We start from the raw sequence: 21,639 nt of genomic DNA on the forward strand, positions 1-21,639 counted from the left end.
TCGGTAATATAGAAGGTTTCCCGCTTTGGGAAATGATGGCATTTTGATTGGATTATCCATGGCACTAATTCCTGTAACCATTTTGACGGGCTTCCTGGGAAGCGGTAAAACCACTTTGCTCAAGCACATTTTGACGGAAGAGCACGGTAAAAAAATTGCTGTGATTGAGAACGAATTCGGCGAAGAAAATATTGATAACGATATCTTGGTTCAAGACAACCAAGAAAACATTGTGCAGATGAGCAATGGTTGTATTTGCTGCACCATTCGAGGTGACCTAGTAGAGGCCCTGAATGAGCTGTGGGAGCAACGCAAGGATAAGAAAATTAGCTTTGATCGCGTGGTGATTGAAACTACCGGCGTTGCTAATCCTGGTCCTGTTGCCCAGACCTTTTTTATGGATGATGATGTTGCCGACCATTACGTCTTGGATGCTGTAGTTACTTTAGTAGATGCTAAGCATGGCCAACAGCAACTTAATGAGCATGAAGAGGCTCAGCGCCAGGTAGGTTTTGCAGATCAAATCTTTATTACTAAGACGGATCTTGTTTCTCCAGCTGATGTGGGGGCCTTGCGCAATCGCTTATTGCATATGAATCCTAGGGCCCCTATAACAGGCATTTTTAAGGGCATAGTGCCATTAAATGCTGTTTTGGACCTTAAGGGCTTTAATCTGAATGCCAAGCTGGATATTGACCTCCATTTCCTGGAGCAGGAAGACCATGATCGTGCCAATTGCGGTCATGACCACAACCATGATCACCATGGTCATGCCGGGCATATAGACCGTATTCAGTCCTTTGTTTTTCGTAGTGATAAACCCTTTGATCATAAAAAACTGGAAGACTTCCTAGGAGGCATTTTGGAGGTCTTTGGTGAGAAGATACTGCGTTATAAAGGTGTGCTCTATGTGAAGGGAAGTGCTCGAAAAGTGGTATTCCAGGGGGTTCATCAGATGATGGGCAGTGATTTAGCCGGTCCATGGGGGGTAGAGCCCAAGCAAACCCGCATGGTGTTTATAGGGATCGACTTACCTAAAGACACCCTATTGGCTGGGCTTGAGGGATGTTTGGTTAAGTAGGATTCGGGTACAATCCGCCGCCACGGTCAATATTTCTAAACATTGATTTTGTGGCAGTAAAAGTTTAGCAGAATGAGGCAATAATGCTTCAAACCAGGGAAGAATGAGATGATGGCAAAAACAGCAACAAAACCAGCGGCTCTTGCAAAAGCTAGCAGCAAAGCTTCAAGCACAAAAGTTGCAAAAGGCGCATCACTTGCTGAGGCAGAATTGCTCAAGATGTCCGATAAGGACTATATGAATGCTGCGCAGCTGGATTTTTTCCGTCAAAAATTGCTCACTCTTAAAGAAGACATTCTGAAAAATGCTTCTGAAACTACCGAGCATCTGCGTGAAAATATTTTGGTTCCTGATCCAGCTGATCGCGCAACCATTGAAGAAGAGCATGCATTGGAATTGCGTACACGTGATCGTGAGCGCAAATTGCTCAAAAAAGTAGAGCAAGCTTTGGCGCGTATTGAATCCGGTGACTACGGTTGGTGTGAAGAAACTGGTGAGCCTATTGGCTTAAACCGCTTAATTGCAAGACCTACAGCCAATTTATCTCTTGAAGCACAAGAGCGTCGGGAACTCTGTCAAAAATTATTTGGCGAATAAATTTGAAGCAGCGATGACTAAGAATTTATCTACTATTAGTGATATTCCTCCTTTGTTAAAGGCGGAGATTTTGGCAGAAGCTTTGCCTTATATCCGTTCATATCACGGCAAAACAATTGTGATTAAGTATGGTGGAAACGCCATGGTTGAAGAGCGCCTCAAGGAAAGTTTTGCGCGTGATGTCATTCTATTGAAACTGGTTGGCATGAATCCGGTCGTGGTTCATGGTGGCGGCCCGCAAATTGATGAAGCTCTCAAGAAAATTGGTAAGACAGGCGCCTTTATTCAGGGTATGCGTGTAACCGATGAAGAAATCATGGAGGTTGTGGAATGGGTTCTTGGCGGTGAAGTGCAACAAGATATCGTAATGCTCATTAACCATTTTGGCGGCCAAGCAGTTGGCTTAACCGGCAAAGACGGTGGACTCATTCGTGCCAAGAAAATGTTAGTTGCTGATGAAAAGCAAGCTGGTGGAATGATTGACCTAGGATTTGTCGGTGAAATTGAAGCTATCAACCCTGCGGTTGTTAAGGCTTTGCAGGACGATGCATTTATTCCAGTGATTTCGCCAATCGGATTTAGCGAAGAAGGTCAGGCTTATAACATCAACGCTGATCTAGTTGCCGGCAAGATGGCCGAAATTCTGCACGCTGAAAAATTAGTCATGATGACTAATATTCCTGGAGTGATGGATAAAAATGGCACCTTATTAACGGATTTAACCGCTCGAGAAATTGACGGCTTGTTTGCCGATGGCACAATTTCTGGGGGTATGTTGCCAAAGATCTCTTCTGCACTAGATGCTGCAAAGAGCGGGGTGAATTCAGTCCATATTATTGATGGCCGCATTGAACATTCATTGTTGTTAGAAATTTTGACCGAGCAGGCATTCGGTACGATGATCCGGTCTAGATAAGTAAATCACGATGCGCGAATCCCTAGAGCCAGCAGATATCAACGACAGCAGCGCTGACGCTGGCAAGACACGCAAGCGTCCACGCCCAGGCGAGCGTCGTTTGCAGATATTGCAGGTGCTTGCTGAGATGTTGCAAAACCCTAAAGGTGAGCGTGTGACTACAGCCGCTTTAGCTGCCAAGATTGAGGTTTCAGAGGCTGCCTTGTATCGGCATTTCGCCAGCAAGGCGCAGATGTTCGAAGGCCTGATTTCTTTTATTGAGCAAACTGTTTTTGGATTGATTAATCAAATCAATCAGAAAGAAGAGTCTGGTCTTGCGCAGGCGCGTGGCATTTTGCAAATGCTACTTTTCTTTGCCGAGAAAAATCCCGGCATGACGTGTGTTTTATTGGGAGATGCTTTATTACAAGAGGACGATCGTTTGCAAGAGCGTATTACGCAAGTGCTAGATTGTGTTGAAGCTTCTCTTAAACAAGCTTTGCGAATTGCCCAAACCCAGGGCGGCAACTGGGGACAGCTGGGGCAAGAAGAGGTGAGTATTCGCGCTGCCATGTTGATGAGTTTTGTTTTGGGCCGTTGGCATTGCTTTGCTCGTAGCGGATTTAAGAAGTTGCCTACTGAAGCGTCCGATGTTAGTTTGCGCCTTCTCCTGTCAGAATGAGCGAGTTACACCTCTCTAGAAACACCATTCACTTTGCCGAGCCCTTGCCTTTGCAAAGTGGCGCCATGCTGTCTGGCTACGATCTAGTGATTGAAACTTACGGCAAACTGAACGCCGATAAAAGTAATGCTGTACTGGTTTGTCATGCACTCAATGCATCCCATCACGTAGCAGGTCCAAGTCCCGACGATCCAGAAGATATTGGCTGGTGGGACAACATGATTGGTCCTGGTAAGCCAGTGGACACCAATCATTTCTTTGTTATCGGCGTAAATAATTTAGGCTCTTGCTTTGGTTCAACTGGACCCATGAGCATTAATTCTGCCACCGGCAAGCCTTATGGCGCTGATTTCCCTGTTGTTACGGTCGAAGACTGGGTCAATACCCAAGCTCGCCTGGCTGACAAGCTAGGTATTCGTAAATTTGCGGCTGTGATGGGTGGTAGTTTGGGTGGTATGCAGGCAATGGCTTGGGCTATTCGGTTCCCCAAGCGAATTGATCATTGCGTAGTGGTAGCTTCTACTCCGAGATTAAGCGCTCAAAATATTGCCTTTAATGAAGTGGCACGCAATGCCATTTTGTCCGACCCTGATTTTCATGGCGGAAATTATTATGAGTATGGTGTGGTGCCAAAACGTGGCTTACGCTTAGCTCGTATAGTTGGACATATTACCTATTTGTCAGATGATGATATGGCCGAGAAATTTGGTCGTGAATTACAACGTCCAAATGGCGAATCTGATGACTATCGTTTTAGTTTTGACGTTGAGTTTGAAGTTGAAAGTTATTTACGTCATCAGGACGATAAATTCTCAACTTACTTCGATGCCAATACTTACCTACTCATTACACGCGCCCTAGATTATTTTGATCCGGCGCGTCGTTACGACGGCAGTCTTAATCGAGCTTTAGCAGAGGTGCAGGCTAAATTTTTGGTGGTGAGTTTTTCAACAGATTGGCGCTTTCCACCAGATCGTAGTCGTGAGATTGTTCAGTCCTTACTCAGTAACAAGAGTGAAGTTACTTATGCGGAGATTGATGCGCCGCATGGCCACAATGCATTCTTGTTGGATGATGCGCGCTACCATAATCTAGTTCGCGCTTACTTTAAGCAAATGCTTGAGGCTCAATGATGAGTATTCATAATAAGCGTGCCGATTTTTCTGCCATAGCGAATTGGATTGCACCCAATAGTCAGGTGCTGGATCTTGGTTGTGGCGATGGGAGTTTTCTGGAGTTTTTGCAGAAACAAAAACCAGTGCGTTCCTATGGTGTAGAAATTGATGATTCACGCGTACTTGCCTGCGTACAAAAAGGTCTGAATGTTATCCAGCAAGACTTAGAAGGTGGCCTAGCATTATTTGAAGACAATAGTTTTGATACTGTTGTGCTGTCTCAGACGCTTCAAACTATTCATCAAACTGAAAAGATATTGCGTGAGGTAGTGCGCGTAGGAAAAGAGTCGGTGATTTCTTTTCCAAATTTTGGGCATTGGTCACATCGGCTCGCTGTAGGCTTCGGTCATATGCCGGTTTCTAAGAGCTTGCCTTACCAGTGGTATAACACGCCAAATGTCCGTGTTTTGACAGTTGCCGATTTTGAGAGATTGGCTTCAAGCCTTGGTCTGAAAGTGCTCGATCAATGCATCCTGCATGAAGGTCGCCAAGTTACCATGATGCCAAACCTATTTGGCAGTCTCGCTTTATTCCGCATTCGACGTGCCTAACAAGCTGCTCAATGTAGTGCAGTCGTGGCTTAAAGACTTTCGCGTTTATCTCGAATGGCCTTGTTCGCGCATGTTGTTCTTGGGCTTTTCTGCAGGCCTTCCTTTGCTGTTGATTCTTGGAACCCTCAGCTTTTGGCTGCGCGAAGCTGATATTGATCGCAGTACGATTGGTTACTTAACCTGGGTTGGTTTGATCTATGCATTCAAGTGGGTATGGGCTCCGCTGGTTGATCGTCTGCAAATTCCGCTTTTAACAAAGTTATTTGGTCGACGCCGTAGTTGGCTGCTCTTTGCGCAAGCCCTCATCATCATCGGTTTAATTTTGATGTCAAATTTAGATCCCAAGCTTGCGCTCGAGTCTCTTGTTTAGTGTGCACTATTAGTTGTTTTTGGGTCTGCTACCCAAGATATTGCTTTGGATGCTTTTCGTATTGAGTCAGCCACTAGCGATCATCAAGCAGCTTTAGCTGCCACCTATCAAACAGGTTATCGACTCGCATTAATTTGGGCTGGTGCCGGAGTGCTCTGGCTGGCTGCTCGAGCAGAAATAGGAAGTGGCTATGATGCGAGTACTTGGCAATTTGCCTACCTCTGTACGGCGGCCTCTATTGGGGTTGGGGTGATTACAACGTTATTAAGTAAAGAACCGGCTCAGTATAAGTTAGCAAAAGTTCGTACAGCCAAAGCATGGCTTTACCAAACATTGATTGAGCCCTTTGCAGAATTTATCACGCGCTATCGCTGGCATGCTATTTTGATCTTAGCTTTAATTGCAGTCTATCACATTAGTGATGTTGTGATGGGCATCATGGCAAATCCATTTTATGTGGATATGGGCTACACCAAAGACGAAGTGGCTGCTGTTAGTAAAGTATTCGGCGTGGTGATGACCTTGGTAGGTGCGTTTGTTGGCGGTGTACTTACGCTACGCTTTGGTGTCTTGAAAATTTTATTTGTGGGCGCGATTCTTTCGGCGGTAAGCAATTTACTCTTTGCCTGGTTAGCAACTCAAGGGCATGATTTACATGGTTTGATTTGGGCCATTTCTGCGGATAACCTGAGTTCAGGCATAGCTAGTGCAGCCTTTATTGCGTTCTTATCTGCGCTTACCAATATTCGTTACTCTGCAACTCAGTACGCCCTATTTAGCTCGATGATGTTACTTCTCCCTAAGTGGTTGGCAGGCTTTTCGGGGGTGTTTGTGGATCACTTTGGGTACCAAGCATTCTTCTATGGCACCGCCATTATTGGTGCTCCCGTCCTGCTCCTCATTTGGGCAACGATTCATTTCAAGATCGTCCAGATCAAAAAAGGGGGGAGTAATTCCCTTGCTATTTTTTATTACTGCTTAAATTTTCCAGTCGTAATCGACCGTGAGTGGAGCATGGTCTGAGAATTTCTCATCTTTATATATAGCTGTTTTTTTAGCGCTTGCAGCGATACCCGGCGTAGTGATGTGGTAATCAATGCGCCAACCTATATTCTTAGCATAAGCTTGCCCGCGATTACTCCACCAGGTATAGCAAGCCTCAGTTGCTTCGGGCTCAAGCTGGCGATAGACATCTACATAACCAACTTTGCTAAACAGATGGGTAAGCCATGCGCGCTCTTCTGGCAAGAAACCAGAATTTTTGAGATTACCTTTCCAGTTTTTTAGATCAATCTCTTGGTGGGCGATATTCACATCGCCGCAGAGTACGATTTCACGACCTGATTTTTTGAGAGAAACAAGATGAGGTAGAAAGCTATCAAGATAACGATATTTTGCTTCTTGGCGTTCGGTTGAGCTTGAGCCTGAGGGCATATAAACAGAAATAACAGAGAGACCTTTAAAGCGCGCCTCTACATATCGTCCCTCGGCATCAAACTCTTCATTCCCATAGCCGTACAAGACTTCATCAGGCTTGTGAGGGGTGTAAATACCGCAGCCGCTATAGCCTTTTTTCTCAGTATGGTGAAAAAAACCATGCATGCCATCTGGATTGAGAAGCGCATCTTCTAAGTCGTCACGTTGAGCTTTAAGCTCTTGCATGCAAATGAAGTCAGCCTTTTGCTTGACGGCCCACGGCAGGAAGCCTTTCTTTATTGCTGAACGGATACCATTGAGATTCGCTGAAATGATGCGTAACATGTAGGTCTATGAGCTCAAATAATTCAAATCAAGATAACTTTATTCGTTTTGCCTTGGGGGCAAAAGTTTTGTCCTTTGGAGAGTTTAAAACTAAAGCAGGCAGACTTTCGCCATATTTCTTTAATGCGGGCGAATTTAATGATGGTGCTCGCTTAAGCGCATTAGGTCGTTCTTATGCAAAAGCCTTACAAGAATCCAAAATACAGTTCGACATGCTCTATGGGCCGGCATATAAAGGGATCGCTTTAGCCGCTGCTACTGCAATTGCATTGGCGGATGATGGTATTAATGTTCCGTATGCCTACAACCGAAAAGAAGCCAAGAATCATGGAGAAAGTGGTGTATTGGTTGGCGCACCCGTGAAGGGTAGAGTGGTCATAGTAGATGATGTTATATCAGCAGGCACCTCCGTTAGAGAGTCGGTAGATCTGATTCGTAATGCTGGGGGCGAACCTGCCGCAGTGTTAATTGCATTGGATCGTATGGAGCGCTCTGGCAATGCCGTAGAAATTGGCGATAAGTCTGCTGTTCAAGCGGTAGAGCAGGAGTTTGGATTGCCAGTGATTTCAATTGCTAACTTAGCTGGTCTAATGGCTTTCTTAACTGCATCGAGCGACGCTCAATTGACTAATTACTTGCCAGCAGTCAAAACTTATCGCGAGAAATACGGCATCTAAGAGCAATCGCCCTTAGATTTCAGTTTCACCTTCAAACACGGTAACTGCTGGGCCTGTCATGATGACGGGCTGAATGATTTCTTTTATTTTTCCAGCCCATGCAATTTGTAAGACGCCACCACGCGTATTCACTTTTACTGGTGAGTCTAATAAGCCTCTGCGGACGCCTGAAACAACTGCCGCACAAGCACCAGTACCGCAGGCCAAAGTTTCTCCAGCGCCCCGCTCATAGACGCGTAGTTTAATTTCATTGCGATTCATGACTTGCATGTAGCCCACATTAACTTTCTTTGGAAAGGCTGCAAATTTTTCAATTTCAGGGCCTTCTTCTAGAACGGGCGCGCTATCAACATCGCCAACTACTTGAACAGCATGTGGATTACCCATTGAGAGAATGCCCACCAAGCTGTCGTGCATGGCAGGCTGGTTCAATGGAAGCGCGTAAAGCGTTTCATGAAATTCTTGAACGCTCGCTAAACCGTTTGCATTAAATGGAATATGACTATGTTCAAAAATAGGCGCACCCATATTTACTTCGACTTGGCCATCGGGATGAGACTTGAGCGTGAGGATGGTATGCGCTACTTCTACTCGAAGGGGGTTTTTATTGGACAAGCCGTGGTCCAATACAAAACGGACAAAGCAACGCGAACCATTGCCGCATTGCTCTACCTCGCCACCATCCGCATTAAAAATACGATAACGAAAATCAGTATCTGGGCGCGTTGCTTTTTCAACCAACAGAATTTGATCTGCACCAATGCCAAATTGGCGATGCGCTAAAGCCTGCCACTGTTCACGAGAAAAATTACTGAGATCTTGATCAATACCATTGAGCACAATGAAATCATTGCCCGCACCATGCATTTTGGTGAAGCGTAACTTGCGTAATGGGTTACCAGTATTGATACTCAAAATAGTTCCGTTTAATCGTAAAGATTGGGCTTGCCAGGCGGCCTATGTTTAAAGCGCTTATGCACCCAATAGTACTCTGCTGGTCTTTCACGAACAAGTTCTTCAATGTATTGATTTAAGCGTGCAGTATCTTTTTCAATATCATCGCTAGGAAAGTTTAGCAGGGGCTCGCTGATATTGCAGGTATATCCCTTCCAGTTTTTATTCAGGGTGGGTGGTCATAAGGCAGACTTCAGCGCCGCTAAGTCTTGCTAGGCGGGATACAGACGTAATGGTGTTGGTTTGTATGCCAAAGAATGGGGCAAAGACGGAGTCTCGCGGACCAAGATCAATATCTGGTGCAATAAAAATAAAGTTGCCAGTCTGAATTTCGTGAATGAGATCACGTAAGCGGCTTTGTCTTTCAATGGACTTACCCCCAAAGCGATTTCGCCACTCGATCATTTTTTGATTGAAAAAAGGATTCTTCATGTTTTGGTATAGGCCAACACCACGTGGCTAGTCATATTGGTTAGCAAGCACTGAAAGCGCCATAAAGCCACCTTCAAGGCCAACAAAGTGGGGATTAATCAGTAGTCGCGATTTACGATCGCCTAAGGTGATAGCCGATTCAATGTTGACAATGTCGGTAATTTGCTTACCGCTACCAAGCCAAATATGACTTCTTATACACTGCGACCAAATAATTTGCAGTGCTCTATAGCAAGCTCGTCAATTTCTTTTTCGCTGAGATTAGGAAAACACAAGCGTAAATTGGTTTTCACTACATGCGTACGACCATTTGGAATATGGGCTGCTAGCCATCCAAGCCCATATCCTACATAGACGGTAATGGTGTAAGGTAAAAAAGCAAAGAGGCGCAAAAGACTCAGCGCTAAAAAGTTGAAGAGGTTCTGTAACCAGGTCATTTCAAAAATGATAAAGAATTTATTTAATTGCTTGGAGGTAATTCTGCGCCGGCTGGGTGCTTATAGCGGTTATAGGGCCAAATGAATTGCTCAGGTGCAACGAGTACGACGTTTTCAATTGCAACGTTTAGTTCCGCGGCCGCAAGCTCCGCATCTTCAGACAGGGGTGCGAGACGAGTTGCCTGCATTAGCCATCCGGCACCTATACCTTTGCGCTTGGCGGTAAACATAATGACTGGTGTGTTGTTGCGGTTAGCGAGTCGAGCTGGTAGTGGAGTTGGTGTATGCAGGACGTCCAAAGAATGGCGCCCAAACACCTTTGCCACCGTTAGGAACTTGATCCGGAAGAATGCCAATGGCGCCTCTCCACGTGTTAGTGCCCGAGTCATTTGGCGAATACCATTCAAGTTTGTCGGAACAAAGTGCATATTGGGGCGCGACCTTCTTCAACCACCTCATTGAACCATTCTTGGCGGGAGGAGCGATAAAGAATGGTCGCAGGAAAATGTTGCGCCAATACCCGAGGAATAATTTCAAAGCCCCCAAGATGAGGTGTGAGCATGACCAGGCCATGTCCTTCGCCGATCGCGGCTTCAACGACGTCCCAGTTTTGCACTTCAACTAATTGAAGTGCTTTTGCGGGGTTGCGCCAAATCCATAAACTGTCTGAATAAAGCATTCCAGAAGCCCTAATAGCTTCCCAAAGCTTCAGCGGTAAGTTGCGCGTATGGACTACAGCTTCATATCGGGGGTGAAACAGTGATCGATAGTGTTTAGAGCCAACATAGGCTAAAAGACCTAAAAAGGCCCCAATCAGCTGTGTAAGCGCGAGTGGGAGCGCGGCAATCGTATTGAGGCAGAGCTTGAGTAGGAGTTTTCGCACCCCTTAATGATATTCAATGCCATTCTCAGCGTGTGAATTTTGCCTTACCTTGCTGAATTAGCCATTTTTCGGATAGAATCCTCACATCGCTGAGTTAAGGCAACTTGCAGGGCGATTCACAAATTCTGCTAAAGCGTCGCCGTTGTAGTTCCTGGCACGTCGAGTTTGTCCCACTGATCGTGTTAATTATTAAAGGAAATATGCAATGGCAAATGATTACTTCTTCACCTCAGAATCCGTTTCTGAAGGTCACCCCGATAAAGTAGCAGACCAAATTTCTGATTCGATCTTAGATGCCATCTTGGCGCAAGATCCAACAGCACGTGTTGCTGCAGAAACTTTATGCAACACTGGGCTAGTGGTTTTGGCTGGCGAAATCACTACTAATGCTAACGTTGACTATATCCAAGTCGCGCGTAATACCCTACGTGAAATTGGTTATGACAACACTGCTTACGGTATTGACTACAAAGGCTGCGCAGTATTGGTTGCATATGACAAGCAAAGTCCTGATATTGCTCACGGTGTAGACAAAGCTCACGATGATGGCTTGGATCAAGGCGCTGGCGATCAAGGCCTTATGTTTGGTTATGCGTGTGATGAGACTGCGGAGCTCATGCCTTTACCGATCCACTTGTCACATCGCTTAGTAGAGCGTCAATCACAACTCCGTCGCGATGGTCGCTTAAATTGGTTGCGTCCTGACGCTAAGTCACAAGTAACGTTGCGTTATGTAGATGGCAAGCCTAACTCTATCGATACTGTTGTATTGTCTACTCAGCATGATGAAGATATCGCTCTCGAAAAATTGCGTGAAGCAGTCATCGAAGAAATCATCAAACCAGTATTGCCTAAGCATTTGATCAAAGGCGCGATTAACTTCTTAGTAAATTCAACAGGTCGTTTTGTTATTGGCGGTCCACAAGGTGATTGCGGTTTAACTGGTCGCAAAATTATTGTTGATACCTATGGTGGCGCAGCTCCTCACGGCGGTGGCGCATTCTCAGGCAAAGATCCATCTAAGGTTGACCGCTCTGCTGCCTATGCAGGCCGATATGTTGCGAAGAATGTGGTTGCAGCCGGTTTGGCAAGCAAGTGCTTGATTCAGATTTCTTATGCAATTGGTGTAGCTAAGCCAACCTCTGTAATGGTGAGTACTTTTGGTACAGGCAAGATTTCAGATGAGAAGATTGCTCAATTGGTATCTGAGCACTTTGACTTGCGTCCGAAAGGCATGGTGAAGATGTTGAACCTCTTGCGTCCGATTTATCGCAAGACTGCTGCTTATGGCCACTTTGGTCGTGAAGAACCAGAATTTACTTGGGAGCAAACAGATAAAGCGGCTGCATTACGCGCAGCAGCAGGCCTATAAGGATTAAGTGCATTTAAAGGCTTAAAAAGCAGTTTGTATTTGTATTGAGGCGAAATATGCCGTGTAATTGTTTACAATTACGACATACCTTTAAGGAGCGTTGCAAGGATTGCTGAAACCCAGCACTTTCCCAGGCTTGAAGGGAGTGGATTCCTAAACTGAATTTGCTAATTGCAACCGCGCTCGCTAACCCCTGATTCAATGGCTAGCGAGTTCCTGCTCCAGCATTGGGTCGTATTTAGCTGGAGCATTAATGAATACCGTTTCTGATTTAAATAACTTTGTTGCAACTCGTTGTGCAATTGCTGATATCACTTTGGCTGATTTTGGCCGTAAAGAAATCGCGATTGCTGAAACAGAGATGCCTGGCTTGATTGCCATTCGTGATGAATTTGCTGCACAACAGCTATTGCGTGGAGCACGCATTACTGGTTCGTTGCACATGACCATTCAAGCTGCAGTATTGATCGAGACCCTTGAAGCACTCGGCGCTGAGGTTCAGTGGGCTTCTTGCAATATTTTCTCTACACAAGATCACGCTGCTGCTGCAATCGCTGCCAATGGCACACCAGTATTTGCTATCAAAGGCGAAACCCTCGAGCAGTATTGGGACTTTACACACCGCATTTTTGAATGGGCTGATGGCGGCTACACTAATATGATTTTGGATGATGGTGGTGATGCTACTTTGTTGTTGCACCTTGGTGCGCGCGCTGAGAAAGATCAAGCTTGCTTGAATCATCCAACTAGCGAAGAAGAAACCATTTTGTTTGCTGCAATTAAGAAAAAATTGGCACAAGATCCAACTTGGTACTCAACGCGCTTGGAAAAAGTAAAAGGCGTTACTGAAGAAACAACTACAGGCGTCCATCGCCTATATCAAATGTTTGCTAAGGGTGATTTGAAGTTCCCAGCAATTAACGCAAATGACTCTGTAACTAAGAGCAAATTCGACAACCTCTATGGTTGCCGTGAGTCTTTGGTTGATGCAATTAAGCGTGCTACGGACGTGATGGTTGCTGGTAAGGTTGCAGTTGTTTGCGGCTATGGCGACGTAGGTAAAGGTTCAGCTCAAGCATTGCGTGCCTTGTCTGCTCAAGTTTGGGTTACTGAAGTGGATCCAATTTGTGCATTGCAAGCTGCGATGGAAGGCTACCGTGTTGTAACAATGGATTACGCGGCTGATAAAGCAGATATCTTTGTTTCCGCAACAGGTAACTACCACGTGATAACCCATGACCATATGGTGAAGATGAAGAATCAAGCCATTGTTTGTAACATTGGCCACTTTGATAACGAGATTGATGTTGCTGGAATTGAAAAGTACAAGTGGGAAGAGATCAAGCCACAAGTAGACCATGTGATTTTCCCGGCTGCCAATGGTATGCCTGAAAAGCGCATCATCATCTTGGCTAAAGGTCGCTTAGTTAACCTGGGTTGCGGTACTGGTCACCCTTCATATGTGATGAGCTCTTCATTTGCAAACCAAGTGATTGCTCAAATTGAATTGTGGAATGCAGTAGGCACAGACAAATACCCAATCGGTGTTTACACATTGCCCAAACATTTGGATGAGAAAGTTGCTCGTTTACAGCTCAAGACTCTTAATGCAGAGTTGACTGTGCTGTCAGACCAGCAAGCTTCTTACATTGGCGTAACGAAGGAAGGTCCATACAAAGCTGACTACTATCGTTACTAATCCAACCACTGTTCAATTGATAACTAGGCCCAAAATCATGGAATTAAGCGTCGAATTCTTTCCTCCAAAAACACCTGAAGGCGAGAGTAAGTTGCATTTAGTGCGTGAGCGTTTTTCTGAAACGCTTAAGCCAACTTTTTATTCCGTGACTTTTGGTGCTGGCGGCTCTACTCAGTCTGGCACACTAAAGGTGGTGAGTGACATCCATGCAGCTGTTGCGCCACATTTATCTTGTGTTGGTAGCTCACGTGAAAGCGTGCGCGAAATGCTCAAGCAATATCAGGCATTGGGAGTGAAGCGCATTGTGGCTCTGCGTGGTGACTTGCCGTCTGGCATGGGTCAGTATGGTGAGTTTCATCATGCCAATGAGTTGGTTGAATTCATCCGTTCAGAAACTGGCGACTGGTTTCATATTGATGTAGCTGCATATCCAGAGACACATCCACAGGCGAAGTCGCCAGCAAGTGATGTGGATTTCTTTGTGCAAAAAATGAAGGCGGGCGCGAACTCCGCAGTCACTCAGTATTTTTATAACAGCGATGCTTATTTCCGTTTTGTGGATGAAGCCTATGACCAAGGTGTAACTCAACCCATCATTGCTGGCATTATGCCGATCATGAATAGCAGTCAGTTGTTAAGATTCTCAGACGCATGTGGCGCAGAAATTCCGCGTTGGATACGTTTGCGTCTCCAATCATATGGCGATGACATTGTGTCTATTCGTACATTTGGCGAAGAGGTGGTGACTGATTTATGTGATCAGCTTTTGTCTGTTGGTGCGCCTGGAATTCATTTCTACTCACTGAATCAAGCAGACGCTGTTTTAGCTATTGCTGAAAACTTAGGCCTAACCAAATAAATTAGCGAAGTACGCTCGACTCCGTTAGTAGCATATCCAAGGGCTCATCATGGGTTTGAGCCGCCCATTGGGCATCATCTAATTTTTGCCAATCAAATCCAATCCCTATGCAAATAAGGCTTGGATTATTTTTTCGCAGTTGCGCTAGCGTTCGGTCAAAGTAGCCCCCGCCATAACCTAGACGCCAGTAATGTGTTTTGCCATCAACAACTGAACTTGACCAACCTACGCAGGGAATGAGGATGCAGTCTGGTGTTAGTTGGGGTCGCGCAGAGTTTTCAGGATTGGGCTCAGGTACGCCATACTTACTGAGAAGCAATTGATCGCCTTGACGCCATTCATAAAAATCGAGGTGTTTATCAGGGCGAGCAAAGGGCAGGGAAATAGCCCTGTCGGAGGCATTTTTAACCCAAGCTAGCAAGGTAGAGCGCAAATCAACCTCATCCTGAGTGGGCCAATACAGTGCAACAGACTTCCAAGACTTGCCTTGCTGCGATAACAGTTGATTTAAGTGATTGATTAGGCGGGCTTGAATTTGAGCGTAGTTTTGCTCAGCAGCAAATACAGTCCGCTGCTCTAGTAAATTTTGACGAAGAGTTTTTGCTGAATTACCGTGCATATCTACCATTATCAGGCGAAAATTAGAAGATATAGTAATCAAGTTGTTGCTTGGCTGTAGCCGCGCAAATAGAGATAGGGTTAGATCGCAAGAATGAAGTCTGTGTCAGTTAATAGCAAATACCTTCAATGGACCAAGATGTTAGTTTTGGGACTAGCACTTAGCATGTCCAATTCATTTGCAGAAAAGTTAAAAACCCCACCCTGCCTAAATCTTATGAGAGTAAATCGGCTCCAGCAGAGGTTACTGATACCGATCGGATGTTTATCGATCTGCGTGAGGCCGCCAAAAAGAATGATGTATTTCGTACGTAGCAAATATCTTCTAATTTAACGAACTATCCATTTGATGACTATGTAGCTTACTTCCGTATCAAGCCACAATTGTTTGACAGCGCTGGTGGTGCGCGAGGCGATTACAGCGCTGACGCTCAGGTTGTTGCATTTTTAAACCAATATCAAGGCACTGCTTTGGCTGACCGCATGCGTAATGATTGGCTGTTGGTTTTGGGTAAACGCGAAGACTGGGCACGATTTGATGCCGAGTACGCCAAGTTTGTGTTGGATGATGATACGCAAGTGAAGTGTTATTCCCTATTATCAAAGTTATCGCAGGGCGAGAACCCCACTAAGTTGGCAATCGATTCTCGTGCTGTTCTATTAGATCCAAGTTATTTTGGGCAGGCTTGCCAGGAATTGGTGCCATCATTAGTTGCTGCTGGCGGAATGTCTCCGAGCGAAGCAAAAGCAATTGGGCGTGCTGCGAGCGAAAGAGGTTTTGATACCATGGCACGTCGTCTTGGTGGCGAAGACCCAATTGCAGATATTGTGAAGGCTGCTAAAGCTGATCCAGCTAAAGCCTATCGAGACTTTTCTCAAAGCGCTTCGCGTTACACAAAGAGAATCAAGCTGTTGCATGGGGCGTGATCGGACAATTTTTGGCTAAGAAATTGGATCCCAATGCGAATGATGCTTATCGCTTACAGCAAGAGCTTGGCTATAACGATCTACTTTCTGCGGAGTCGCAAGAGTGGAAAGTGCGCGCAGGCTTGCGTGCTAAAGACTGGGCTTTGGTAAAAAATGCGATTGATGGTGTGAGCCCTGCAGTTCGCTCCAAAGATCCTGCATGGACTTATTGGTACGGGCGTGCATTAAAGGCTGAAGGTCAAGATGCAAAAGCTAAAGAGAGTTTTGAGCTTATTGCAGATCAATACAACTTTTATGGTCAACTAGCCCGTGAAGAATTGGGTAAATCAAATCATGCTCCCGCTAAAACTAAAGTAACTGAGCAAGAGATTGATGCAATAGCAAGCCCGTAAAGGCTTTATTCGTGGAGAGCGTTTGTATGCCATGAATCTTCGCTTTGAGGGTAATCGAGAGTGGAATTGGGAACTACGCAATATGACGGACAAGCAGTTGTTGGCTGCTGCGGAGTATGCAAAGCGCATCAATTTGTATGATCGTGTCGTAAATACTGCAGACCGTACCAAACAAGAACATGACTTTAGCTTGCGCTATCCAACTCCTTATAAAGAGGAGTTGTCCCCCATAGCAAGACAAATTGATTTGAATCTTGCTTGGGCTTATGGCTTGATTCGCCAAGAGTCACGTTTCATTATGAATGCTGCATCTTCTGTAGGCGCGTCCGGTCTTATGCAGGTAATGCCTAATACTGCGAAGTATGTGGCCAAGAAGATTGGCATGACCAATTACACGAATGACAAATTAAGCGACACCAATACTAATTTGACATTGGGAAGCAATTATTTAAATATGGTCCTCATTGATTTAGATGGATCATGGGTATTGGCTTCTGCAGCCTATAATGCTGGCCCCTCCAGATCCAAGGCTTGGCGCGAAAAGCTCTCAGGCCCCAACTGAGGGTGCAATTTTTGCTGAGACTATTCCATTTACAGAAACTCGTGTTTACGTGAAAAATGTTCTCTCTAATGCAAATTACTATGCTTCTGTTATGAACGGTCAAACGCAATCATTAAAGCAGCGTTTAGGTGTAATTACTCCTAAGGCCGCAACTCAATCTGAGCTCCCTTAAATAACCTTCAATAAGCAAAGTAGAGAAAGCTTCTAATGAAATATGACATTCTTTTGATCGGTGGCAATGGATTTGTGGGACGAGTGATCGCCGCACAACTACAGCTTGCTGGATATTCGGTATTAATTCCAACAAGTCACTTGGCAACTGCACGAGAATTGCGCATGCTGCCTAAAGTGCATCTCGAAGAAGCCGATATTCATGAGTTTGATGAGCTGCAAGATCTTTGTGGTCGAATTAGGCCAAATGGCGCTGTAATTAATTTGGTTGGCGTGCTGCACGATAAGCCTGCCCAACCTTACGGAAAAATATTTAAAGCTGCTCATGTCGATTTGCCAAAAAATATTATTACTGCAATGCGGTTGCATGGTCTTAAGCGCTACTTACATATGAGTGCTCTAGGCGCAGATTCTCAGGGACCGTCTATGTATCAACGCAGTAAGGGTGATAGTGAGGCTGCAGTGAAAGCAAGCGATTTAGAGTGGATGATTTTCAGGCCGTCCGTTATCTTTGGTGCGCGAGATCAATTTATCAACTTGTTTTCTAAATTAACCACGTTGTTCCCTGCAATGCCCTTGGCAAATCATCAGGCGCAGTTTCAGCCAGTAAGTGTTGATGATGTTGCTTCTGCGTTTGTGAAATCATTATCGATGCCACAAACAGTGCGTCAATCATATGACTTGGTGGGCCCAACAATTTATACAATGAAGGAAATTGTTAAGTTTGCAGCTCGTAAAGCAAAAACTAGCTACGCAATTGTTCCCGTACCTGCTTTTGTTGGCTATCTCCAGGCGTTAGCTTTTGAGTTTTTGCCAGGCCCCACTTTAATGTCGCGTGACAACATCGCCTCTATGCAAGTACCTAATACCTTGCCGGTAAATGGAGTCGACGCGCTGACAGAGGCATTCAAGATGAGTCGACGTAGCGTAGAGGGCATGCAGTAATGAAAATCTATGTTGTAGGTGGGGCCATTCGGGACACTCTGATGGGTTTGCCTGTGCATGATATTGACTATGTTGTCGTGGGTTCTAGCGTAGAAGAGATGGTAGCTAAGGGATATCGCCCAGTGGGTAAGGGCTTTCCTGTTTTTTTGCACCCAGAGACGCAAGCTGAGTATGCGCTTGCACGTACTGAGCGCAAGACTGGCAAGGGCTATAAAGGATTTCATTTTTATGCTGATCCTTCGGTTGCCTTAGAGCAAGATTTAGAACGTCGTGATTTAACGATTAATGCAATGGCACAAGAAGTTGGCGCTGATGGAAAAATAATTGGCGCAATTATTGACCTCTATAACGGACAAGAGGATTTAGCTGCCAAAGTATTTAGGCATGTATCTGACGCATTTGCAGAAGATCCATTGCGTCTATTGCGTATCGCCCGTTTTGCTGCACGCTTCCCAGATTTTAGTGTGGCTGATGAAACGCTTGTCGCCTTAAAAGACATTGTTCAGGCAGGGGAGTTAAGTGCTATCTCTGCAGAGCGTATTTGGCAGGAGTTAGCCAGAGGTTTTGTTGCAGCTAAGCCAATGCACCTATTTCAGATCTTACTGAATACAGGTGCCGCTAAAACCATCTTGCCCCCTACCTTGACTGCTAGGTTATCTGAAGAGCCATTTCGTGAAGAATTAATTGCACATTTTGCATTGGCTGGAAATAGCCTAGAAGAGCGCTGTGCAATTACCTTGATGGATTTACCTGCTAGTGAAATTCGTTCCTGGGCAGATTGTGTTCGTATGCCTATCGATATACGGGATTTCAGTGAAATATTTAGCGATCTAAGAGTGTTAATCAATAAGTATCGCGATAGTTCTTATCAGCCAGCAGATGTCTTGGCTTGGTTTAATCGAGCAGATGTTTGGCGCAAGCCAGATCGTTCTCAAACACTGTTGACTCTTGCAGAAAAGTTGGACCTAAATGTTTTGCCTTTAATGAAAGCAATGCGCAGCACCCAAACAATTAATACAGCAGACATCATTGCTCGGGTTCCTGCCGAAGATAGATCTAATGGCGAGCGTATTGGCAGTGCATTTGATTCTGCTAGATTAGCTGCAATCACTGCAGTACTATAAGCCTACAGTTGTTATATTTACAGCCTATTCCTGCCGCGTAGACCCGGAAGTTCCTCAAGCGTGTAGCCCGGTAGCAAGACCTGTAAGTTCTTTGAAAAGGCAAACGCTTTAAAGAGTTCACCCATCTCTGCTTCGGACAATAACTTTTGTAATGAGTTAGATATGGGTAGAAAAGTTTCTGGATCACTTGGATTGCCAAGCTCTAAAGCAATATCCCCAATACCAGCATCTAGCAAGTAAGCCGCTTGGTTAGTGAGAAAAACATCGTCTACTTTTTCAGCCAATGCACTACGCGCAATTTGAGACCACTCAACATGTGTAGTTAAGTCACATAGCCCAGGAAAATAAAACGGATCCTGAATTGCATGATGGCGATGATGGGCCATTAAGGTGCCCTCAAGTCTTTGTGGGTGGTAATACTCGTTCTCGGGAAAGCCATAGTCAAACGTTAGAAAAAGGCCGATATCTAAATGCTTAGCAACTTGTTGTATCCATGAGTTTGCTGGTGTGTGCAGTTCGATGACATATCCCTCAGAGAAACTGCCAACAAGTAGGCTCTCTGGTAGTAATTTTTGTTCAACAGGCGATCCTGCTTTCCAGATAAATTTATTCCCATCAATTGCGACACCGTACCAATACCAAAATCCGTTTTGATAAACAATGGCATCACAAGGAATGGCATCAATCACTTCATTAGCCAGAATGACGCCTTTGAAATTTTCAGGTAATTGAGTAAGCCAATTACATTGTGTATTGAGCTTTAGTTGCTGAACTGTCGCACGAATTCTTTCTTGTTGACGCTGTGCCAAGTCTGGTGAGATTTCAATAATGTCATAACGATCTAAAGTAAATCCTAGATCATGTAGACGGGTCAAGATGGATGTAGCCAGCTTCCCAGTCCCGGCTCCGAATTCTAGGGTTTGTGTGGGAAGCCCTTTTTCTTTGAGCCCCTCAAGTACTGGCAAAAGGGTGGAGCAAATAGCAGCGCCAAATAATGGACTTAATTCCGGAGCGGTAGTGAAATCGCCCCCAGCGCCTAATTTGTGAGCTCCTGCGCTGTAATAACCCATACCTGGCTCGTATAGAGCCATCTCCATGAAGCGGGAAAAGGGTATCCAACCACCACCTTGGAGGGCAATCTGGGAGGCTATTTTGGCCCTTAGAAGCTCGCTATGCTCCATTTCACGGCTGGTCAAGGTAATATCCATAGCTCGCTAGTCTAAGAGAATTTAATTGAACCCGAGTTCAAAACACCCATCCCAGCAATCAAAAGCAGTTTTGGTGACTGGTGCAGCAAAACGCCTTGGCCGAGAAATTGCTTTGCAGTTTGCTCGACAAGGCTGGGATGTTGCCGTTCATTATGGGCGATCTGCTCATGAGGCCGCCAAAACTGTAGAAGAAATTCAGGGGCTGGGGGTTAAGGCCGAGGCTTTTCAGGCCGATTTATCTGACGAGGTGCAGACTAGAGATCTATTTCATTCCGTCAGCAAAGTCTTCCCCCATTTAGAGTGCCTCGTCAATAGTGCTTCCATATTTGAATATGACCGCGCAAATTCAAGCACTCCTTTATCTGGAAAAAGCTTGCAAGAACATATGCAGATTAATTTGACTGCACCCATTTTGTTATCTCAACGGATGTTTGAATTCCAAAAAAGTAAGCTAACTAAATTAGGGGTTCCATCCGTGATTCAGTTGTTAGATCAAAAGCTAGTTAATCTCAATCCGGATTACTTGTCTTACACATTATCTAAAGCAGCTCTTTTGACATCTGTTGAGTTATTGGCTGTAGATTTTGCGCCCCATCTTCGGGTGGTCGGATTAGCGCCCGGAATTTCATTGCCATCAGGCAACCAAACAAGTGAAGGTTTTTTAAAAGCACATCAAATGACGCCGCTAGGAAAATCTTCAACACCTGAAGATATTTCAAAAGCCGCCGTCTTTTTAGCAGAGTCTAGTGCAATTACTGGAACAACTTTATATGTTGATGGTGGACAGCATTTATTGCCATCAACACGTGACGTTATGTTCAAAACCAATTAAGTATTTTTAAAAAAGCAAATATCCATGCATGCAATTCTTTCTCATCCAGCGCTTATTGACTGTCGTCGTTTGTTTTTGCGTGACTATGAAATTTTTATCAATATTGGGGTTCATGACTTTGAGAAAAAAGCAGAGCAACGTGTGATTCTCAATGTGGATTTGTATATTCCCTTGGCCATGAATACACCCACAAACGATCAGCTTGATGAGGTGGTAGATTATGACTTCATGCGTGAAACCATTAAAGATAGGGCTTCTAAGGGGCATATACATTTGCAAGAAACATTTTGTGATGACATCGTGACCGCAATACTCTCTCATCCTAAAGTATTGGCTGTGCGTGTTAGTACGGCTAAGCCAGACGTATATCCCGATTGTCATTCAGTCGGCGTTGAAGTATTTCGCATCAAGAACTCTTGAGATTGAAAATTTAAA

General features: G+C 44.9%; 26 protein-coding genes, 1 pseudogene and 1 riboswitch. Of the genes and pseudogenes, 18 read left to right on the forward strand and 9 right to left on the reverse strand.

Annotated features, from left to right (window positions below):
- Window positions 1–58: 58 nt before the first annotated feature.
- The 7 genes and pseudogenes from DXE37_RS00485 to DXE37_RS00515 all read left to right on the forward strand — a co-directional run.
- Complete coding sequence (locus DXE37_RS00485) at window positions 59–1,081, forward strand: CobW family GTP-binding protein (protein ID WP_114637489.1); 1,023 nt, start codon at window positions 59–61, stop codon at window positions 1,079–1,081.
- A 219-nt stretch (window positions 1,082–1,300) separates the two neighbouring features.
- Complete coding sequence (gene dksA / locus DXE37_RS00490; protein ID WP_174221040.1) at window positions 1,301–1,678, forward strand: RNA polymerase-binding protein DksA; 378 nt, start codon at window positions 1,301–1,303, stop codon at window positions 1,676–1,678.
- Between the two features lie 13 nt (window positions 1,679–1,691).
- Window positions 1,692–2,594, forward strand: coding sequence for an acetylglutamate kinase (gene argB / locus DXE37_RS00495; protein WP_114637490.1), 903 nt, complete (start codon window positions 1,692–1,694; stop codon window positions 2,592–2,594).
- Between the two features lie 10 nt (window positions 2,595–2,604).
- Window positions 2,605–3,255: a nucleoid occlusion factor SlmA gene (gene slmA / locus DXE37_RS00500; RefSeq protein ID WP_114636204.1), complete on the forward strand. Its 651-nt coding sequence runs from the start codon at window positions 2,605–2,607 to the stop codon at window positions 3,253–3,255.
- Window positions 3,252–4,388: a homoserine O-succinyltransferase MetX gene (gene metX, locus DXE37_RS00505; protein ID WP_114636205.1), complete on the forward strand. Its 1,137-nt coding sequence runs from the start codon at window positions 3,252–3,254 to the stop codon at window positions 4,386–4,388. Before slmA ends, metX begins: the two co-directional genes overlap by 4 nt.
- On the forward strand, window positions 4,385–4,981 hold the full coding sequence (metW, locus tag DXE37_RS00510) for a methionine biosynthesis protein MetW (protein ID WP_114636206.1): 597 nt from the start codon (window positions 4,385–4,387) through the stop codon (window positions 4,979–4,981). Before metX ends, metW begins: the two co-directional genes overlap by 4 nt.
- A pseudogene (locus tag DXE37_RS00515) lies at window positions 4,974–6,254 on the forward strand (AmpG family muropeptide MFS transporter); the annotation flags it as partial. The gene metW and the pseudogene DXE37_RS00515, both read left to right, overlap by 8 nt.
- 75 nt (window positions 6,255–6,329) lie before the next feature.
- Here DXE37_RS00515 and DXE37_RS00520 read toward each other — a convergent pair.
- A complete protein-coding gene (locus DXE37_RS00520) occupies window positions 6,330–7,112 on the reverse strand; it encodes an exodeoxyribonuclease III (protein ID WP_114636207.1) in 783 nt (260 codons plus the stop codon).
- A gap of 8 nt (window positions 7,113–7,120) precedes the next feature.
- Here DXE37_RS00520 and pyrE point away from each other — a divergent pair, with 8 nt between their 5' ends.
- On the forward strand, window positions 7,121–7,789 hold the full coding sequence (gene pyrE, locus DXE37_RS00525; RefSeq protein WP_114636208.1) for an orotate phosphoribosyltransferase: 669 nt from the start codon (window positions 7,121–7,123) through the stop codon (window positions 7,787–7,789).
- Between the two features lie 12 nt (window positions 7,790–7,801).
- Here pyrE and dapF read toward each other — a convergent pair whose 3' ends face one another.
- The 6 genes from dapF to DXE37_RS00545 form a co-directional block, all read right to left on the reverse strand.
- Window positions 7,802–8,656, reverse strand: coding sequence for a diaminopimelate epimerase (gene dapF, locus DXE37_RS00530; protein WP_114637491.1), 855 nt, complete (start codon window positions 8,654–8,656; stop codon window positions 7,802–7,804).
- Between the two features lie 59 nt (window positions 8,657–8,715).
- Window positions 8,716–8,913: an LpxL/LpxP family acyltransferase gene (locus DXE37_RS13195; protein WP_331852156.1), complete on the reverse strand. Its 198-nt coding sequence runs from the start codon at window positions 8,911–8,913 to the stop codon at window positions 8,716–8,718.
- On the reverse strand, window positions 8,906–9,175 hold the full coding sequence (locus DXE37_RS13200; protein ID WP_269460250.1) for a lysophospholipid acyltransferase family protein: 270 nt from the start codon (window positions 9,173–9,175) through the stop codon (window positions 8,906–8,908). Before DXE37_RS13200 ends, DXE37_RS13195 begins: the two co-directional genes overlap by 8 nt.
- A gap of 194 nt (window positions 9,176–9,369) precedes the next feature.
- Window positions 9,370–9,612, reverse strand: coding sequence for an LpxL/LpxP family acyltransferase (locus DXE37_RS11900; RefSeq protein WP_231970854.1), 243 nt, complete (start codon window positions 9,610–9,612; stop codon window positions 9,370–9,372).
- A gap of 23 nt (window positions 9,613–9,635) precedes the next feature.
- Window positions 9,636–10,001 carry an LpxL/LpxP family acyltransferase gene (locus DXE37_RS00540; protein ID WP_231970856.1) on the reverse strand — a complete coding sequence of 122 codons (366 nt, stop codon included), beginning with the start codon at window positions 9,999–10,001 and terminating at the stop codon, window positions 9,636–9,638.
- A 14-nt stretch (window positions 10,002–10,015) separates the two neighbouring features.
- Entirely contained in the window at window positions 10,016–10,495 is a 480-nt protein-coding gene (locus DXE37_RS00545) for a lysophospholipid acyltransferase family protein (RefSeq protein WP_114636210.1), read from the reverse strand.
- A gap of 205 nt (window positions 10,496–10,700) precedes the next feature.
- On the opposite strand from DXE37_RS00545, the gene metK reads away from it, so the two are divergent.
- The 3 genes from metK to metF all read left to right on the forward strand — a co-directional run bounded on the left by metK (window position 10,701) and on the right by metF (window position 14,425).
- Complete coding sequence (metK, locus tag DXE37_RS00550) at window positions 10,701–11,867, forward strand: methionine adenosyltransferase (RefSeq protein WP_114636211.1); 1,167 nt, start codon at window positions 10,701–10,703, stop codon at window positions 11,865–11,867.
- 86 nt (window positions 11,868–11,953) lie between these two features.
- A riboswitch (S-adenosyl-L-homocysteine riboswitch) is annotated at window positions 11,954–12,059 on the forward strand.
- Between the two features lie 61 nt (window positions 12,060–12,120).
- The gene (gene ahcY, locus DXE37_RS00555) at window positions 12,121–13,566 is read left to right on the forward strand and encodes an adenosylhomocysteinase (RefSeq protein ID WP_114636212.1); all 1,446 of its coding nucleotides are present in this window, start codon (window positions 12,121–12,123) and stop codon (window positions 13,564–13,566) included.
- A 37-nt stretch (window positions 13,567–13,603) separates the two neighbouring features.
- Window positions 13,604–14,425, forward strand: a complete 822-nt coding sequence (gene metF / locus DXE37_RS00560) for a methylenetetrahydrofolate reductase [NAD(P)H] (RefSeq protein ID WP_114636213.1) — start codon at window positions 13,604–13,606, stop codon at window positions 14,423–14,425.
- 1 nt (window position 14,426) lies between these two features.
- Here the strand turns inward: metF and DXE37_RS00565 are convergent, their stop codons facing one another.
- Complete coding sequence (locus DXE37_RS00565) at window positions 14,427–15,086, reverse strand: 5-formyltetrahydrofolate cyclo-ligase (protein WP_231970859.1); 660 nt, start codon at window positions 15,084–15,086, stop codon at window positions 14,427–14,429.
- Window positions 15,087–15,427: 341 nt separating this feature from the next.
- Between DXE37_RS00565 and DXE37_RS11905 the strand changes: the two genes are divergently transcribed.
- The 5 genes from DXE37_RS11905 to DXE37_RS00580 all read left to right on the forward strand — a co-directional run bounded on the left by DXE37_RS11905 (window position 15,428) and on the right by DXE37_RS00580 (window position 19,164).
- Window positions 15,428–15,970: a hypothetical protein gene (locus DXE37_RS11905; protein WP_231970861.1), complete on the forward strand. Its 543-nt coding sequence runs from the start codon at window positions 15,428–15,430 to the stop codon at window positions 15,968–15,970.
- The gene (locus DXE37_RS11910; RefSeq protein WP_231970862.1) at window positions 15,967–16,362 is read left to right on the forward strand and encodes a hypothetical protein; all 396 of its coding nucleotides are present in this window, start codon (window positions 15,967–15,969) and stop codon (window positions 16,360–16,362) included. Before DXE37_RS11905 ends, DXE37_RS11910 begins: the two co-directional genes overlap by 4 nt.
- 31 nt (window positions 16,363–16,393) lie before the next feature.
- Window positions 16,394–16,924, forward strand: a complete 531-nt coding sequence (locus DXE37_RS11915; protein WP_231970863.1) for a lytic transglycosylase domain-containing protein — start codon at window positions 16,394–16,396, stop codon at window positions 16,922–16,924.
- Window positions 16,925–17,131: 207 nt separating this feature from the next.
- The gene (locus DXE37_RS00575) at window positions 17,132–18,040 is read left to right on the forward strand and encodes a complex I NDUFA9 subunit family protein (RefSeq protein WP_114636215.1); all 909 of its coding nucleotides are present in this window, start codon (window positions 17,132–17,134) and stop codon (window positions 18,038–18,040) included.
- Window positions 18,040–19,164 carry a polynucleotide adenylyltransferase gene (locus tag DXE37_RS00580; protein WP_114636216.1) on the forward strand — a complete coding sequence of 375 codons (1,125 nt, stop codon included), beginning with the start codon at window positions 18,040–18,042 and terminating at the stop codon, window positions 19,162–19,164. The genes DXE37_RS00575 and DXE37_RS00580 overlap by 1 nt, the downstream gene beginning before the upstream one ends.
- A 17-nt stretch (window positions 19,165–19,181) precedes the next feature.
- Here the strand turns inward: DXE37_RS00580 and DXE37_RS00585 are convergent, their stop codons facing one another.
- On the reverse strand, window positions 19,182–20,360 hold the full coding sequence (locus tag DXE37_RS00585) for a class I SAM-dependent methyltransferase (RefSeq protein ID WP_231970864.1): 1,179 nt from the start codon (window positions 20,358–20,360) through the stop codon (window positions 19,182–19,184).
- Window positions 20,361–20,397: 37 nt separating this feature from the next.
- Here DXE37_RS00585 and DXE37_RS00590 point away from each other — a divergent pair, with 37 nt between their 5' ends.
- Together DXE37_RS00590 and DXE37_RS00595 are read left to right on the forward strand one after the other, a co-directional pair.
- Window positions 20,398–21,204 carry an SDR family oxidoreductase gene (locus DXE37_RS00590; protein ID WP_114636218.1) on the forward strand — a complete coding sequence of 269 codons (807 nt, stop codon included), beginning with the start codon at window positions 20,398–20,400 and terminating at the stop codon, window positions 21,202–21,204.
- 24 nt (window positions 21,205–21,228) lie between these two features.
- Window positions 21,229–21,624 carry a dihydroneopterin aldolase gene (locus DXE37_RS00595; RefSeq protein ID WP_114636219.1) on the forward strand — a complete coding sequence of 132 codons (396 nt, stop codon included), beginning with the start codon at window positions 21,229–21,231 and terminating at the stop codon, window positions 21,622–21,624.
- Window positions 21,625–21,639: the final 15 nt, after the last annotated feature.

This window comes from Polynucleobacter necessarius (assembly GCF_900095205.1).
GTDB lineage: Bacteria > Pseudomonadota > Gammaproteobacteria > Burkholderiales > Burkholderiaceae > Polynucleobacter > Polynucleobacter necessarius_E.

What these genes read in the sequence shown, in the direction of transcription:
- metX (WP_114636205.1), top strand. Translation starts at nt 3,252, where the DNA reads ATGAGCGAGTTACACCTCTCTAGAAACACCATTCACTTTGCCGAGCCC.
- DXE37_RS13200 (WP_269460250.1), bottom strand. Translation starts at nt 9,175, where the DNA reads ATGAAGAATCCTTTTTTCAATCAAAAAATGATCGAGTGGCGAAATCGC.
- metW (WP_114636206.1), top strand. Translation starts at nt 4,385, where the DNA reads ATGATGAGTATTCATAATAAGCGTGCCGATTTTTCTGCCATAGCGAAT.
- dksA (WP_174221040.1), top strand. Translation starts at nt 1,301, where the DNA reads ATGTCCGATAAGGACTATATGAATGCTGCGCAGCTGGATTTTTTCCGT.
- DXE37_RS00540 (WP_231970856.1), bottom strand. Translation starts at nt 10,001, where the DNA reads ATGACTCGGGCACTAACACGTGGAGAGGCGCCATTGGCATTCTTCCGG.
- DXE37_RS00595 (WP_114636219.1), top strand. Translation starts at nt 21,229, where the DNA reads ATGCATGCAATTCTTTCTCATCCAGCGCTTATTGACTGTCGTCGTTTG.
- argB (WP_114637490.1), top strand. Translation starts at nt 1,692, where the DNA reads ATGACTAAGAATTTATCTACTATTAGTGATATTCCTCCTTTGTTAAAG.
- DXE37_RS11900 (WP_231970854.1), bottom strand. Translation starts at nt 9,612, where the DNA reads ATGACCTGGTTACAGAACCTCTTCAACTTTTTAGCGCTGAGTCTTTTG.
- metK (WP_114636211.1), top strand. Translation starts at nt 10,701, where the DNA reads ATGGCAAATGATTACTTCTTCACCTCAGAATCCGTTTCTGAAGGTCAC.
- DXE37_RS11915 (WP_231970863.1), top strand. Translation starts at nt 16,394, where the DNA reads ATGAATCTTCGCTTTGAGGGTAATCGAGAGTGGAATTGGGAACTACGC.
- slmA (WP_114636204.1), top strand. Translation starts at nt 2,605, where the DNA reads ATGCGCGAATCCCTAGAGCCAGCAGATATCAACGACAGCAGCGCTGAC.
- DXE37_RS00580 (WP_114636216.1), top strand. Translation starts at nt 18,040, where the DNA reads ATGAAAATCTATGTTGTAGGTGGGGCCATTCGGGACACTCTGATGGGT.
- DXE37_RS00520 (WP_114636207.1), bottom strand. Translation starts at nt 7,112, where the DNA reads ATGTTACGCATCATTTCAGCGAATCTCAATGGTATCCGTTCAGCAATA.
- pyrE (WP_114636208.1), top strand. Translation starts at nt 7,121, where the DNA reads ATGAGCTCAAATAATTCAAATCAAGATAACTTTATTCGTTTTGCCTTG.
- DXE37_RS00485 (WP_114637489.1), top strand. Translation starts at nt 59, where the DNA reads ATGGCACTAATTCCTGTAACCATTTTGACGGGCTTCCTGGGAAGCGGT.
- metF (WP_114636213.1), top strand. Translation starts at nt 13,604, where the DNA reads ATGGAATTAAGCGTCGAATTCTTTCCTCCAAAAACACCTGAAGGCGAG.
- DXE37_RS00575 (WP_114636215.1), top strand. Translation starts at nt 17,132, where the DNA reads ATGAAATATGACATTCTTTTGATCGGTGGCAATGGATTTGTGGGACGA.
- ahcY (WP_114636212.1), top strand. Translation starts at nt 12,121, where the DNA reads ATGAATACCGTTTCTGATTTAAATAACTTTGTTGCAACTCGTTGTGCA.
- dapF (WP_114637491.1), bottom strand. Translation starts at nt 8,656, where the DNA reads ATGCATGGTGCGGGCAATGATTTCATTGTGCTCAATGGTATTGATCAA.